General features: G+C 67.2%; 16 protein-coding genes. 9 read left to right on the top strand and 7 right to left on the bottom strand.

The features are described 5' to 3' along the window. Positions 1-14: 14 nt before the first annotated feature. A complete protein-coding gene (locus H7692_RS12260) occupies positions 15-908 on the bottom strand; it encodes a hypothetical protein (RefSeq protein ID WP_222137014.1) in 894 nt (297 codons plus the stop codon). A gap of 117 nt (positions 909-1,025) precedes the next feature. Between H7692_RS12260 and H7692_RS12265 the strand changes: the two genes are divergently transcribed. The 7 genes from H7692_RS12265 to phhA all read left to right on the top strand — a co-directional run bounded on the left by H7692_RS12265 (position 1,026) and on the right by phhA (position 6,243). Further along, positions 1,026-1,418 carry a hypothetical protein gene (locus H7692_RS12265; protein ID WP_222137015.1) on the top strand — a complete coding sequence of 131 codons (393 nt, stop codon included), beginning with the start codon at positions 1,026-1,028 and terminating at the stop codon, positions 1,416-1,418. 134 nt (positions 1,419-1,552) lie between these two features. After that, positions 1,553-1,873: a hypothetical protein gene (locus H7692_RS12270; RefSeq protein ID WP_222137016.1), complete on the top strand. Its 321-nt coding sequence runs from the start codon at positions 1,553-1,555 to the stop codon at positions 1,871-1,873. A gap of 14 nt (positions 1,874-1,887) precedes the next feature. Further along, complete coding sequence (locus H7692_RS12275) at positions 1,888-3,231, top strand: PepSY-associated TM helix domain-containing protein (RefSeq protein WP_222137017.1); 1,344 nt, start codon at positions 1,888-1,890, stop codon at positions 3,229-3,231. 25 nt (positions 3,232-3,256) lie between these two features. Further along, positions 3,257-4,021 carry a molybdate ABC transporter substrate-binding protein gene (gene modA / locus H7692_RS12280; RefSeq protein WP_222137018.1) on the top strand — a complete coding sequence of 255 codons (765 nt, stop codon included), beginning with the start codon at positions 3,257-3,259 and terminating at the stop codon, positions 4,019-4,021. A gap of 7 nt (positions 4,022-4,028) precedes the next feature. Further along, positions 4,029-4,724 carry a molybdate ABC transporter permease subunit gene (modB, locus tag H7692_RS12285; protein ID WP_222137019.1) on the top strand — a complete coding sequence of 232 codons (696 nt, stop codon included), beginning with the start codon at positions 4,029-4,031 and terminating at the stop codon, positions 4,722-4,724. After that, the gene (locus H7692_RS12290) at positions 4,714-5,334 is read left to right on the top strand and encodes an ATP-binding cassette domain-containing protein (protein ID WP_227340243.1); all 621 of its coding nucleotides are present in this window, start codon (positions 4,714-4,716) and stop codon (positions 5,332-5,334) included. The genes modB and H7692_RS12290 overlap by 11 nt, the downstream gene beginning before the upstream one ends. 39 nt (positions 5,335-5,373) lie before the next feature. Beyond that, entirely contained in the window at positions 5,374-6,243 is an 870-nt protein-coding gene (gene phhA, locus H7692_RS12295; RefSeq protein ID WP_201928014.1) for a phenylalanine 4-monooxygenase, read from the top strand. A 31-nt stretch (positions 6,244-6,274) separates the two neighbouring features. Here the strand turns inward: phhA and H7692_RS12300 are convergent, their stop codons facing one another. The 4 genes from H7692_RS12300 to H7692_RS12315 form a co-directional block, all read right to left on the bottom strand. Further along, entirely contained in the window at positions 6,275-7,246 is a 972-nt protein-coding gene (locus tag H7692_RS12300; protein ID WP_227340244.1) for a 50S ribosomal protein L11 methyltransferase, read from the bottom strand. 3 nt (positions 7,247-7,249) lie between these two features. After that, positions 7,250-7,942 carry an SDR family NAD(P)-dependent oxidoreductase gene (locus H7692_RS12305; RefSeq protein ID WP_201928012.1) on the bottom strand — a complete coding sequence of 231 codons (693 nt, stop codon included), beginning with the start codon at positions 7,940-7,942 and terminating at the stop codon, positions 7,250-7,252. A 117-nt stretch (positions 7,943-8,059) separates the two neighbouring features. Further along, entirely contained in the window at positions 8,060-9,409 is a 1,350-nt protein-coding gene (locus H7692_RS12310) for a methyl-accepting chemotaxis protein (RefSeq protein WP_227340245.1), read from the bottom strand. 130 nt (positions 9,410-9,539) lie between these two features. Next, a complete protein-coding gene (locus tag H7692_RS12315) occupies positions 9,540-10,013 on the bottom strand; it encodes an Lrp/AsnC family transcriptional regulator (RefSeq protein WP_201928010.1) in 474 nt (157 codons plus the stop codon). Between the two features lie 156 nt (positions 10,014-10,169). Between H7692_RS12315 and ald the strand changes: the two genes are divergently transcribed. Then, the gene (gene ald, locus H7692_RS12320; protein ID WP_201928009.1) at positions 10,170-11,285 is read left to right on the top strand and encodes an alanine dehydrogenase; all 1,116 of its coding nucleotides are present in this window, start codon (positions 10,170-10,172) and stop codon (positions 11,283-11,285) included. Positions 11,286-11,307: 22 nt separating this feature from the next. Further along, positions 11,308-11,535 (top strand): hypothetical protein, encoded by a 228-nt coding sequence (locus H7692_RS12325; RefSeq protein WP_227340246.1) that lies wholly within the window; start codon positions 11,308-11,310, stop codon positions 11,533-11,535. Between the two features lie 13 nt (positions 11,536-11,548). On the opposite strand, the gene H7692_RS12330 is transcribed toward H7692_RS12325, so the two are convergent. Both H7692_RS12330 and gntA read right to left on the bottom strand, forming a co-directional pair. Then, a complete protein-coding gene (locus H7692_RS12330) occupies positions 11,549-12,133 on the bottom strand; it encodes a DUF1989 domain-containing protein (RefSeq protein ID WP_227340247.1) in 585 nt (194 codons plus the stop codon). Continuing rightward, positions 12,130-12,822, bottom strand: coding sequence for a guanitoxin biosynthesis heme-dependent pre-guanitoxin N-hydroxylase GntA (gntA, locus tag H7692_RS12335; protein ID WP_227340248.1), 693 nt, complete (start codon positions 12,820-12,822; stop codon positions 12,130-12,132). The genes H7692_RS12330 and gntA overlap by 4 nt, the downstream gene beginning before the upstream one ends. Positions 12,823-13,090 lie beyond the last annotated feature (268 nt).

Genomic DNA, 13,090 nt, shown 5'->3' on the forward strand with positions numbered 1-13,090 from the left:
AGCGATGCCGGTGCCTATCGTTCGCCCGCTGTCATGCCGACCGCACAGGTTAGCGCCGGCGCGATCATCGGCACATGGTTACGCCCGACGACGACAAACGGCCTCTCGCCCGCCCGCATCGCTTCGGCCAACAGTCGCACAAAGTGGCGGTCGCGAATGCTGCTGTCGGCGCGATTGATCGCTCCCATTACAACGCCGCCGGTTTCCTCGTCATCGGCGGTTGGCGAGAACCATCGTGCCTCGGCGTCCTGCCACCGGCGTCCCGGCCATAGCCGCTCGGATTGCTGCTGGAGGTCGGCGACGCTGCCGATGGACTGATCTAGACCCATGGCTGCGGCCAGTGACCTCATACTTTCCAGAAGCGCACCGATTCGCGCGTCGAGCTTGGCTCCGGACAGGCCTTCGCGGTCCCGCAGGCGAACCGCTTCGCGCAGAGTGAAAAACAACAGAATCTCGTGGACGGGGAACCGGCTTTGAAGTTCCTTCATCTGATCCGCGGGGGAAGGCTCCAGCGAACGGGCAGGGACGCCGCGTTCGCGCGCCAGATATCGCAAAAAGCCCGACTCGCCGAAATCGGCGATCGTTTCGCTCACGGTCGCGGCCATGCCGCGATCCGGTCCCTCGTAAAAAACCAAAGTTGGACGAAAATCTTCGATCGCGGCATCAATCTCCGCAAACTGGCCGTCGGCCGGATCGCGCGAATGGCGTGCTCCGACGATGGAAAGCGCGGAGGATTGAAAATTCCATTGCTGCGCGCGCGATTCCTGCCATTCAGCATAGTCGAGCACGTCGGGGCAGTCCGATTGGGCGGCGTGAAGCGGAACGGGCGATATCAGGATCGCGAGGGCGACCGCGACACGGGGTCTGAACATGGCGGATAAATTCCTCTTTTCATCGAGTGAAGTCAATTAGCGTCAGCGGTTCAACCGGTGGGAGCCAACATCGCTCGACCAAAGCCCTTGGGGTTTCGACGGAAGGAAGGCCACGACTTGCCAGCGGTGCGTGTCCGCCATAAAGCGCGCGCCGTGAGCCTACTCGCCGCCTTGCGCCGTCCCGGCATCCTGCTTCTGCTGCCGGTGCTGTTCGCACTCGCGGCGCGGATGCTCGCTGCGCCGGGCTGGATGCTCGAAAGCGATGCGAGCGGGTCGATAACCGTCCGCATCTGTTCGGACCCTGCCAATCCCGGCGGCACCATCGACATCCCGATCGAGCGCGTCGGCGGCCATGACGCGGGTGAGGCGCAGCAGCATTGCCCGTGGGGCGCGCTCGCGGCGGCCCCGCCGCTTCCCGAAGGGGCTGTTCTTCCCGCCGCGCCGGTGGGCTTCGCGGCGGTTCCTGCCACCCCGGCATCGCTCGGCTTCGCGCCGGGCATCGCTTCGCCGCTCCCGCCGAGTACCGGCCCACCCAGCTTCGCGTAGAGCGTCATTCCGGCGAAGGCCGGGATCTCGCCGGTGCATGTCAAGGCTAGGTCGAGATTCCGGCCTTCGCCGGGATGACGAGACGACGGCTGCTCGATGCGGCCTGCACTCGCTCTCCCGCGAAGGATCATTCAATGAAAGACTATATGACCCGCCGGGCGCCGCTGTTGGCGCTCGCCCCCGCGCTGCACGTCGCGCCCAACCTCGAATGGGTGCCCGATGGCCCTTACGCCGACTATCGCAATCGCGTCGCGACGCCGGGCTATGCCCTCATCGGCGTGACCGGCGGCGCGACAATTGCTGGGGGCGTCGATGCCTTCGTCGATGTTCGCAACGTCACGGCCAAAAAGGCAATCGGCGACATCGGCGCCGCGATCACGGTGACCGACGCATCGGCCATCTATTACCCCGTCGAGCGCCGCGCCGTCTCGGCGGGCGTGCGCGCGCGCTTCTAGGGGGAGCGAAGGCGATGACCGACGCCCGCCCGATACCGCTCTACCGCACGATCTGGCGCTGGCATTTCTATGCCGGGCTGTTCGTCATCCCCTTCATCCTGCTGCTGTCGCTCACCGGCGCGGCCTATCTCTTCAAGCCGCAGCTCGATCGCTGGCAGGAACGCGAATGGCGCGGGCTGCCCGCCGGGCGGTCGGTCGACGCCGACGCGCAGGTCGCGGCGGCGCTCGCGGCCTTTCCCGGCGCAAGCTTTCACTATTACCGCATCGCCGAAGCGCCCGGCGACGCCGCGGTGGTCCATCTCGGCCTGCCGTCGGGCGGCATGCGCGACGTCGCCGTGTCGCCGCGGGGGGAGGTGATCGGGGCGGCCGATCCCGATGCGCGGATTTCGGCCTGGCTGTCGCGCGTCCACGGCAGCCTGCTGATCGGCCGCGCGGGCGGCCTGCTCGTCGAGCTTGCGGCGAGCTGGGCGATCGCGATGATCCTCACCGGCCTTTACCTCTGGTGGCCGCGCGGGCGGGGGCTCGCCGGCGTCGCCTGGCCGCGCCTCGCGCTCGGCACGCGCACGGCGCTCCGCGACCTGCACGCCGTGACCGGATTCTGGGTGTCGGGGCTTGCGCTCGTCCTGCTGCTCACCGCCTTGCCGTGGACCGACGTCTGGGCGAGCGGCTTTCGCGCGCTGCGCGCTGAAATGGGCTGGGTTGCGGGGACGCAGGACTGGAAAAGCGGCGGGGGCGATCCGCACGCCGCTCACGACCATGCCGCGATGGCACAAGCCGCCCCCGCCGGTCCCGTGCCGCGTGCGCCGCTCGCCTATATCGTCATGCGCGCGCGGAGCGAGGCGATGCCCGCCCCGGCGATCATCCAGCCGCCCGGCGCGCCCAACCTGTTCGGGCCGCCCAACGGCAATGTCTGGACGCTGACCACCCTGACGCAGAACCGGCCGCGGGTCCGCAAGGTCAGCTATGACCCCGTTACCAGCATCGAAGTGTCGCGCAGCGGCTTCGCCGACAAGCATGTCGTCGACCGCATCGTCGGCGTCGGCATCGCCTGGCACGAGGGGCAGCTCTTCGGCCTCGCGAACCAGTTGGTCGGCGTCGCGACCGCGCTCGCACTCGTACTGCTCAGCGTCACCGGCTTCCTGATGTGGTGGCGGCGCAGGCCCGGCGATGCGCTCGGCGCGCCGCCCGCGCCGCGCGATCCGGCGCGGCCAAGGGGCGTCGCGGCGATCGTCCTGCTCCTCGCCGCGCTGCTCCCGCTGCTCGCCGCATCGCTGATCCTGCTTTGGATCGTCGACAATTTGCTCCTCCAGCGCCTGCCGCGCGCGGCAAGGTGGCTGGGGGTCCGACTGGCGGGTTGAGCCGCACCGCGTTATGGCGGGACAAATGCGCTGCTTCGCCCGCCTTGCCTTGATGCTTGCCGCACTGTTCGCAGGCGCGATGGCGCACGCCGCCGACCGCGGCCCGGTCGTGCTCGCGGCGTCGAGTCTGCAAGGGGCGCTGGGCGAGGCGGCCGACGCCTGGACGGCGCGGGGGCACGCGCGGCCCTTATTGTCCTTCGCGGCATCGTCGGCGCTCGCGCGGCAGGCGATGGCGGGGGCGCCCGCCGACCTGTTCGTCTCGGCCGACGAAGCGTGGATGGACGCGCTCGCGCGCGCCGGGCGGCTGCGCGGCGGAACGCGTGCGACGCTCGCCGCCAACCGCCTCGTCCTCATCGCGCCTGCGGGGAGCAAGGTCGAAATTGCGATCCAGCGGCGCTTCGCCCTCGCTGCCGCGCTCGGCAGCGGACGGCTCGCGATCGCCGACCCTGCCGCAGTCCCCGCGGGGCGCTACGCCAAGACGGCGCTCGCCCATTATGGTGTGTGGGACAGCGTCGCGCCCAAGCTCGCCCCGGCCGAAAATGTCCGCGCCGCGCTCGCGCTCGTCGAACGCCGCGCCGCGCCGCTCGGCATCGTCTATGCGACCGACGCGCGCGCCTCGCGCCGCGTGCGGCAGGTCGCGCTCTTCCCCGCGTCGAGCCACCCGCCGATCCGCTATCCCGTCGCGATATTGAAGGCCTCGCGCCACCGCGACGCCGCTGCCTTTCGCGCCTTCCTCCTCTCGCTCCACGGCCGCGCGATCCTCGCGCGCCATGGCTTTGCAGCGCCCTAGGCCGCGCATGATGTCCGCCGAACTGTGGGGGATCGTCGCGCTGTCGCTGCGCGTCGGTGCGCTCGCGGTCGCCTTGACCCTGCCGCTTGCCTTCGCGCTCGCGTGGATACTCGCGCGCTGGCGCTTTCCGGGGCGCGTGCTGCTCGATGCGCTCGTCCACCTGCCGCTCGTGTTGCCGCCCGTCGTCACCGGCTGGCTGCTGCTCGTCGCTTTCGGTCCTGCCGGCCCCGTGGGGCGCTGGCTGGAGGAGTGGTTCGGCGTCGTCCTCATCTTCCGCTGGACGGGCGCCGCGCTCGCCGCCGCGATCATGGCGCTGCCGTTGATGGTGCGCGCGATGCGGCTGTCGATCGAGGCGATCGATCCCCGGCTCGAGGGCGCCGCGCGAACGCTGGGGGCAGGGCGGTGGCACGCCTTCCGCACCGTCAGCCTGCCGCTCGCGCTCCCCGGCATTTTCGCCGCGCTCGTCCTCGGCTTTGCGCGCTCGATCGGCGAGTTCGGCGCGACGATCACCTTCGTCTCGAACATTCCCGGCGAAACGCAGACGCTTCCGCTCGCCATCTATTCGGCGCTGCAGGTACCGGGGGGCGAGGCGATGGTGACGCGGCTCGCGCTGCTGTCGGTCGTGCTCTCGCTCGCCGCGCTCGTCCTCTCCGAATGGCTCGTGCGCCGCTCGCACGGCGAAAGGGCGCGGCGTGGCGATTGATATCGACGTCGAAAGGCGGCTCGGCGAGCGCAATATCGCTGCGCGCTTTACCGCCGGGCCGGGGCTCACCGCACTGTTCGGCCCCTCGGGCGCGGGCAAGACGAGCATCCTCAACATGGTCGCGGGGCTGCTCCGCCCCGACCGCGGCCACATCCGCATCGGCGAACGCACCCTGTTCGGCCCCGGCATCGATCTGGCGCCGGAGGCGCGGCGTGTCGGCTATGTCTTCCAGGACGGGCGCCTCTTTCCGCACAGGCGCGTGCGCGCGAACCTGCTCTATGGCTACGACCTCGCGCCGCCCGCGAACCGCTGGATGGGGTTCGACGAGGCGCTGGCCTTCCTCGGCATCGGCCATTTGCTCGATCGCTGGCCGCAAAGCCTGTCGGGCGGCGAGGCGCAGCGCGTCGCGATCGGGCGCGCGCTGCTCGCGGCCCCCGAACTGCTGCTGCTCGACGAACCGCTCGCCTCGCTCGACGCCGCGCGGCGCGGCGAGATCATGGCGGTGATCGAGCGTATCCGCGACGAACTGCGCGTGCCGATCCTCTATGTCAGCCACGACCGCGCCGAGGTCGAGCGGCTGGCGACAGAGATCGTCCCGATCGGCGGCTAAGGTTTCACTTGAAACCAATAATGTGATAGGATTTCGGGCATGAAGAATCCCGCCACCCATGTCCACGACACTCCGCCGCCGGGCGCCGCGCCCGACTGGACGATTCCGCAGGATTGGGACGCATTCACCGCCGACGAACATGCGATGTGGGACCGGCTCTTCGCGCGCCAGTCGGAGATGCTTCCCGGCCGCGCGTCGCAGGCCTTCTTGCGCGGGATCGACGTGCTGCGCCTCGAAAAGCCCGGCATCCCCGATTATCGCGAACTCAACGCGCGGCTGACGGACGCGACGGGGTGGCAGGTCGTCGCGGTGCCGGGGCTCGTCCCCGACGATGTGTTTTTCGACCATCTTGCCAACCGGCGCTTTCCGGCGGGCAATTTCATCCGGACCCCCGAACAGCTCGATTATCTGCAGGAACCCGACGTCTTCCACGACGTGTTCGGCCATGTCCCGATGCTCGCCGACCCGGTCTTCGCCGACTATATGGTCGCCTATGGCGAGGGCGGACTGCGCAGCCTGCAATTCGACGCATTGAAACAGCTCGCGCGGCTTTATTGGTACACGGTCGAATTCGGGCTGATCCGCGAGGACGGCTCGTTGCGCATCTATGGCGCCGGGATCGTGTCGAGCTATGCCGAAAGCGTGTTTGCGCTCGACTCGGACAGCCCGAACCGCATCGGTTTCGACCTCGCGCGCGTGATGCGCACCGATTACCGGATCGACGATTTCCAGCAGAATTATTTCGTGATCGACAGCCTCGACCAATTGCTCGACGTCACGGTGAACACCGATTTCGCGCCGATCTATGCCGCCAACGCCGCGCTGCCGCCGATCCCGATTGCCGACATCCTGCCCGGCGATCAGGTGATCACGCGCGGTACGCAGGAGTATGCCCTCGCGAAAAGCTAGCTAGCCCCTCCCGCACGCGGGAGGGGAGGAGTCACCAGCTCCCGAAACTCGCATCGGCGGGATTGGCGCGGTGGAGCGCGCGTTCCTTGCGCCGGTATCCGAATCGCCGCCGCTTGACGAGCAGCAGGCACGGCCATTCGCGGCTTCCGCCGCGCGCCGCCAGGCGAAAGCCGTGCGCGCGATAGGCGGCGAGCACATCGTCCATCTGCCGCGTGATCAGCCCCGCCAGAATCGCGTGCCCGCCCGGCGCGGTCGCCGCCGCTATGTCGGGCGACAGGGTGATCAGCGGCCCCGCAAGGATATTGGCGATGACAAGGTCATAGGGAGCGCGGTGACGGATCGCGGGATGGTCGGTCCCCGGCGCGACCGCGAGCGTCAGCCGCCCCCCACCACGCCCCATCGCGATGTCATTGACCGCCGCATTGTCGCGCGTCACCGCGATGCTCGCGGGGTCGATGTCGGACGCGATCGTCCGTGCGCGCGGCCACAGCGCCATCGCCGCAAAGGCGAGCAGCCCCGTGCCCGTGCCGATGTCGGCAATGTTGCGCGGCGCCGCGCCCGCGCGCGCGAGCCGGTCGAGCATCGCAAGGCACCCCGCCGTCGTATCGTGCCCGCCCGTCCCGAACGCCTGGCTCGCGTCGATCAGGAAGCTGGTGCTGCCCTGCGGAACCCGGTCGGCATAGCTGCTCGTATGGACGAAAAAGCGCCCGGCGTGCACGGGTTCGAGTCCCTGCTGCGACAGCGTCACCCAATCTTCCTCGGGCAATTTCTCGACGGCCGGCGTCTTGCCCGCCGCGCTCGGAACCAATGCCGGGAGCAGCTTGAGCAGCGCGGCGCTCGGCCGGTCGTCGACATAGGCGTCGAGCTGCCACAATCCGGCATCCTCGTCGATCTCGCGCGTGACGACCACAGGCGCTTCGGAAAGCGCGTCGAGTGCAGGGATTTCGCCCGACAATGCCTCGGCCTCGTCGCGCGTGCAGGGGAGCGAAACGACCCAGCTCATGCGTCAGCGCACATAGGAAGCGCCATTCACGTCGAGCACCGCCCCGGTCATCGACGGCGGCGCGTCGAGCGCGCACCAGCGCGCCATTTCGGCGACCTCCTGCGGCATCGCGACGCGGCCGAGCGGGATGTCCGCAAGCAATTTTTCGCCGCCGCGGCTTTCCAGATAATCGTCGGCCATCCCGGTCATCGTGAAGCCGGGGCAGATGGCAAAGGCGAGAATCCCTTCCTTCGCGTGCGCGCGCGCGATCGTCTTGGTCATCGCGACCATCCCGGCCTTCGACGCCGCATAATGCCAGTGCGCGGGGCTGTCGCCGCGATGGGCGGCGCGGCTCGCAATATTGACGATCCGCCCGCCAAGGCCCGTCTGCTGCCAGTGAAGCACCGCCAGACGGCACAGCGACGCCGCCGCGGTCAGGTTGACCTGCAGCGTGCGGTTCCATTTCTCGAGCCACTCGTCGCCGGCGGCAGTGATCGGGTTCGCGTCGAAAATGCCGGCATTGTTGATCAGCACGTCGATACGCCCGTCGAGCGTGTCGAGGCTGTCCGCCCACAGGCGCGGCGGAACATCGGGGTCGGCGAGGTCGCCGTCGGCGCTCGACAACGCGACGATCCGGTGGTTCTGGTGCGCGAGCGCGTCGGCGATTGCCGCGCCGATGCCGCGGCTCGCGCCGGTGATCAGGATATGCGTGGTCATGATCCCGCCATAGAGGAGGGGAGGTGACGTTGCCAACTCGTGCGTCCGCCTCATTTCGTCCCCCCGGCCTCCGCCGGGATGACAATAGGGACCGGAGGAGTCAGGGCGTAGTCGGCGTCACGCCACCCGGCGGCTGAACTCGCTCGCGGCCTTTTCCAGCGACTGCAGCCGCGCGCCCATCCGTGCGAACTCCTCGCTCAGCGTGCTGATCTCGCCCGCGACCATTCCCGAATCGTTGCGGATGCTCGCGATCGTCGACGACATCGAATCGGCGGCGAGCGCGGTTTCGTCTACCGCGGCGGTGATCGACGTCACCGTCTGCGCCTGCGCGTCCATCGCTTCGCGGATGCGCTGCGCCGACTCCTGCACTTCGACGATCGTCTGCTGGATCGACTGGTTCGCCGACACCGACCCGCGTGTCGCCTGCTGAATCGCGGTAATCTTGGCGGCAATATCGTCGGTCGCGCGCGCCGTTTCGTTGGCCAGGCTCTTGACCTCCTGCGCCACCACGGCGAAGCCGCGGCCAGATTCGCCCGCGCGCGCCGCCTCGATCGTCGCATTGAGCGCGAGCAGGTTGGTCTGTCCGGCGATCTCGCGGATCAGCCCGAGGATCGATTCGATCGACTGGGCATGGTGCGACAGCGCTTCCGACATGACGACCGCTTCGCCCGCCTGTTCGGACGCGCGCGTCGCGACGCTGGCCGATGCCTCGACCTCGCTGCGCGCATCCTCGATCGCGCGGATCAGGCCGGCGGCGGTCGACGCGGCTTCGCGCATCGCCATCGCCGACTGTTCGGACGCGGCGGCGACTTCGCTTGTCTTCGCGATCATCCCCTTGGCGGCATGGTCCGCCGATTCGGCCTGCCGGGCGAGCTGTTGGCGCGCCGCGTCGGTTTCCTGGACCAGCGACGCAATCGAGCGGTCGAAATCGCCCGCAATCGTCTGACGCTCGCTCGATACCGCCGCGCTGTTCAGCTTTTGGGCATAGGCCTGCATGATGTCGGCTTCCAGCATCGCCAGCCGGTTTACCGCACTCGTCAGCCGCGTCGTCCGTTCGGCATCGTCGGCACAGGCTTCGACAATATATTTGATCGTCACCTCCTGGCTATGCGCGATGCAGGCGAGAATCGAGGCGATGGGGATGCCGGTGCGCAGCGCGACATGCGTGTTCTGGCACGCGATCGTTGCCGTTTCCTGCCCTGCGACATCCTCATATTTGATGCGCGCCTGGTGAACGCTGCCCTTCATCAGCTTGTCGAACAATGCCCCTTCGATCTTCGGGACGTTGGGAAGCTTGTTGAACACGTCCCAATAGGCCAGCGCGATTTCCGTCTCGCGGCCTGCAACAATTTCGTGAATTTCGGCGGCGTCGGCGGCGAGCCGTCCGTCGAGGTCGTAAAAGGGAAAGCGGTCCGCCATCAATATGGGGTCGATCTGCTGCTTATGAATGGGACTTTCCTTCGCCATAAACCTCTTCCCTCGCCAAACCTCGGACGCGCGAACTTTGGTGTCCGCATTCGTCCCCGAATTTTGTCACCGGGGTATGCGGAGGAATTGGTAAAATCGTCGTTAACCAGCCAGGCGGGTTCGCAACAATTCAGCGGCGCTCGGCAGGTCTGACCGGATAGCCCTCAAACGCCTTGATCGTCCGCAAGGCGAAGGCGCTATGCATTGCGGCGACGCCGGGCAAGCGCGACAGGCATTGGCGGTGCAGCCGGTCGAAATCGGCGACGTTGCGCGCCGCGACGCGCAGGCGGTAATCGGACGCGCCTGACAAAAGCTGGCACTCCAATATTTCGTCGTGACTTTTGACGGCGCTTTCGAACGCGGTCAGCGCCTCTTCGCTTTGCGAGGTAAGGCTGATGTCGACGAACACATCGAGGCCAAGGCCGATGGACGCGGGCGACAATCGCGCCGCATAGCCTTCGATGACACCCGCCGCTTCCAGCGCGCGGACGCGGCGATGGCATGCCGATGGCGACAGCCCGACGCGCTCGCCGAGTTCGGCGACCGGTCGCGGCCCCTCGCGCTGCAATATGGTGAGCAGCTTGGCGTCTGTTCGATCAATCATGTTGCGCGAATCCCGGTGTTGACGCGAAAATTTGGCGTGTTTCTCTTCTTCTCCACGATGAATTGCAAGCAAATCGCGCTTGCGGGCTGCTATAAGCGCCGCCAGACTCGAGCGTGCCGGATTGCGCCACGCCGACAACAAGGTGGAGAGCGACAGATGATCATCGGCACCCCGAAGGAAATCAAGAATCACGAATATCGCGTCGGCCTGACGCCCGAAAGCGCACGCGAACTCGCGGCACATGGCCACCGCGTCCTCGTTCAGTCGGGCGCCGGCGAGGGCATCGGCGCGCACGACAGCCATTATGTCGAGGCGGGTGCCGAAATCGTCGGTTCCGCAGAGGAAATCTTCGCGACTTCCGACATGGTCGTGAAGGTCAAGGAGCCGCAGGCGAACGAGCGTGCGATGCTCCGCGAAGGACAGATTCTCTACACCTACCTCCACCTCGCGCCCGATCCCGATCAGACGCGCGACCTGATGAAGTCGGGCGCGGTGTGCATCGCCTACGAAACCGTCACCAGCCCCTATGGCGGGCTTCCGCTGCTCAAGCCGATGAGCCAGGTTGCCGGGCGCATGTCGATCCAGGCGGGCGCGACGGCGCTCGAAAAGGCGCACGGCGGCCGCGGCGTGCTCCTCGGCGGCGTTCCCGGCGTTGCGCCGGGCAAGGTGTGCGTGATCGGCGGCGGCGTCGTCGGCTTCAACGCGGCGCAGATGGCGGCGGGGCTTGGCGCCGACGTGACAATCCTCGACCGCGACCCCGAAGTGCTCGAACGCGTCGGCACCTTCTTTGAATCGCGCGCCAAGACGCGCTTTTCGAACCGTGCGAACCTCGCCGAATGCGTTGCCGAGGCCGACCTTGTCATCGGCGCGGTGCTCATCCCCGGCGCCGAAGCGCCCAAGCTCGTCAATCGCGAGATGCTCGGCACGATGCGCCAGGGTTCGGTCCTCGTCGACGTCGCGATCGACCAGGGCGGCTGTTTCGAGACGAGCCACCCGACGACGCACGCCGACCCGACCTATATCGTCGACGGCATCGTCCATTATGCCGTCGCGAACATGCCCGGCGCCGTCGCGCGCACCAGCACCTATGCGCTCAACAACGTCACCTTGCCGCACGCGCTGCGCATCGCCGATCTGGGGTGGAAGGAAGCGCTTCGCCGCGACGTGCATCTTTCGCAGGGGTTGAACGTTTGGAATGGAAAGGTGACGTTCGAGGCAGTAGCCGAAGCGATCGGAACCGACTATGTGCCTGTCGAGCAGGCACTTGCCTGACGAAAAGGACCGAGACCACACGATGACCGACGAAAGCGCGCAGCCCCCGCACGAAGAAACCGAAGAAAATGAGGTGCTGCGCGCGATGCGCGAGCTGAAGGCGCAAAAGGAGGCTGCCGACGCCAGCGAGGCCGGCGCCGATGCACCGGCGCGCCGGGGTATCGGCTGGAAAACGGCCGCAGGCATCGGCATCGGCTCGGCCGCGGTTCTCGCGGCGCTACTCTATGCGAACCGCGACAAGCTGAAATAGGCGGCGCGCTGCCTCAACCCGCCTCTATGGCATAATGGATCGGTTTGAACGTGCCGCCGCAACTGTCATAGGCCGAACAGGCCGTGAGGCCGATAATCAGGTCCGCGAGCGCGCGGAACCGGATGAAGTCGCCGGGCTTCGTCGTCGGCGGGTCGACCTTGATCCGCCCGTCACGCCCGACCGGCACATTCATGAAGATGTTGAACGCCACCGGGATCGCGTCGGGTTCGATGCCGAAAGGCGCCAGCGCTTCGGCCAGATTGCCGAAACAGCCCCGGTGAACGGGTTTTCCGGGGTAAAAATGGCGGAACGTCGCCTCGCTGCACGGCGTCAGCAGAAAGTCGTGCAGCCCGGCGCCATCCTCGACGATCTCCAGCAGCGGGCGCGAACGGTTCGACCACAAGCGGTTGCCTTCGCCGAGGCGGATCGTCTCTTCATAATCAAAGGTGCGTCCGTTCGACAGCGCCTCGCGCGGGTCGTCGGCGGCAAAGGCCAGCATGTCGCTCACCTGCCCGCCTTCAGGATCGATCACGCGCAGATGCTGCCCGGCCGCCAAACGAAATGCCGTTCCCGATCGCGGGGGGATTTCGGCAATCATGCGGCGTTCCGTGGATCGCGGAACGGGCATTGCCAGTCGTCGCCGACGCGCCGGCCGCTATATTGCGCCGCCGCGCTCGCCTCGCCGTGGCGTGCTATCATCGGGTTGATGCTTCCCGCCAGTTCGGCGTCGCGCGCCAATATGCGCTCGCGCATGCGCTCATAGCGTCCCTCGGCGCGCAGGCGCTCGAACTGGTCGTGCAGGTTGAAAATCAGTGCCGGACGCTCGAACCGCCGCGCGGGGCGCGAGGCGCGCGGATGCAGGCCGACGACGAAATAGGCCTCGCCGCCGAAGCTCAGTCCGAAATGCGGATTGTCGGGGTCGGGCGACACGCGGGCGTCATGGCGCAGGCCCTTCCACGCATCCTTGTCGGCGAGCGACTGGATCCGCGTCCATAACGCCTCCTCGAACGCCGCCTCGTCCAGATCGTCGGGGCCTGCGAAAATCACCGAAAAGCTCCGAAATCCGGTCGGATCATCCTTATAGGCACGCGCCCATTCGACGAGTTCGCGATGGATCTGCAGGTCGTTCCAGCCGCTGGTCAGGTCGCGCGCCTCGAATATGCGGAGCATGTCGTTGGCGAGGGCGGATTTGGCTCCGACGCAGGGAAAATCGGGGGCGCCGATAAATTTCCGAAAACGGGATGAAAGGTCGGGGGCGGCGGTGCGGTCGAGCGTGTCGGTTGTCATGATGCCGATAACGCACGCGAAATCCAAAGGCTGCGTCAAAGCGCTGTCAATTGTCGGCGGTCGCATCAACAAACTTTCCGCCGCGACAGCCTTAGGCTCAGGACCCATTAATTACGCGTTCGAGGCGTCGAAATGGCGAAGATATCGGGTCCGGGCGGGTGCAGCGGGTAGCATCGCTACCCGCAAGGCCGCACGGGCCCGAGATCGAAGCCATTTCGGCGTCCCTCCGGGATTTGACCGATTTTGTCCACTGCTTCGTCGGCAAGCC

This window comes from Sphingopyxis sp. P8, assembly GCF_020622175.1.
Taxonomy (GTDB): domain Bacteria; phylum Pseudomonadota; class Alphaproteobacteria; order Sphingomonadales; family Sphingomonadaceae; genus Sphingopyxis; species Sphingopyxis jiangsuensis.

Excerpts from the sequence above, each read along its gene's own strand:
- H7692_RS12330 (WP_227340247.1), bottom strand. The coding sequence starts at position 12,133 with ATGATTGCCGAAATCCCCCCGCGATCGGGAACGGCATTTCGTTTGGCG.
- H7692_RS12315 (WP_201928010.1), bottom strand. The coding sequence starts at position 10,013 with ATGATTGATCGAACAGACGCCAAGCTGCTCACCATATTGCAGCGCGAG.
- H7692_RS12300 (WP_227340244.1), bottom strand. The coding sequence starts at position 7,246 with ATGAGCTGGGTCGTTTCGCTCCCCTGCACGCGCGACGAGGCCGAGGCA.
- H7692_RS12325 (WP_227340246.1), top strand. The coding sequence starts at position 11,308 with ATGACCGACGAAAGCGCGCAGCCCCCGCACGAAGAAACCGAAGAAAAT.
- H7692_RS12275 (WP_222137017.1), top strand. The coding sequence starts at position 1,888 with ATGACCGACGCCCGCCCGATACCGCTCTACCGCACGATCTGGCGCTGG.
- gntA (WP_227340248.1), bottom strand. The coding sequence starts at position 12,822 with ATGACAACCGACACGCTCGACCGCACCGCCGCCCCCGACCTTTCATCC.
- H7692_RS12310 (WP_227340245.1), bottom strand. The coding sequence starts at position 9,409 with ATGGCGAAGGAAAGTCCCATTCATAAGCAGCAGATCGACCCCATATTG.
- ald (WP_201928009.1), top strand. The coding sequence starts at position 10,170 with ATGATCATCGGCACCCCGAAGGAAATCAAGAATCACGAATATCGCGTC.
- phhA (WP_201928014.1), top strand. The coding sequence starts at position 5,374 with ATGAAGAATCCCGCCACCCATGTCCACGACACTCCGCCGCCGGGCGCC.
- H7692_RS12305 (WP_201928012.1), bottom strand. The coding sequence starts at position 7,942 with ATGACCACGCATATCCTGATCACCGGCGCGAGCCGCGGCATCGGCGCG.
- H7692_RS12270 (WP_222137016.1), top strand. The coding sequence starts at position 1,553 with ATGAAAGACTATATGACCCGCCGGGCGCCGCTGTTGGCGCTCGCCCCC.
- modA (WP_222137018.1), top strand. The coding sequence starts at position 3,257 with ATGCGCTGCTTCGCCCGCCTTGCCTTGATGCTTGCCGCACTGTTCGCA.
- modB (WP_222137019.1), top strand. The coding sequence starts at position 4,029 with ATGATGTCCGCCGAACTGTGGGGGATCGTCGCGCTGTCGCTGCGCGTC.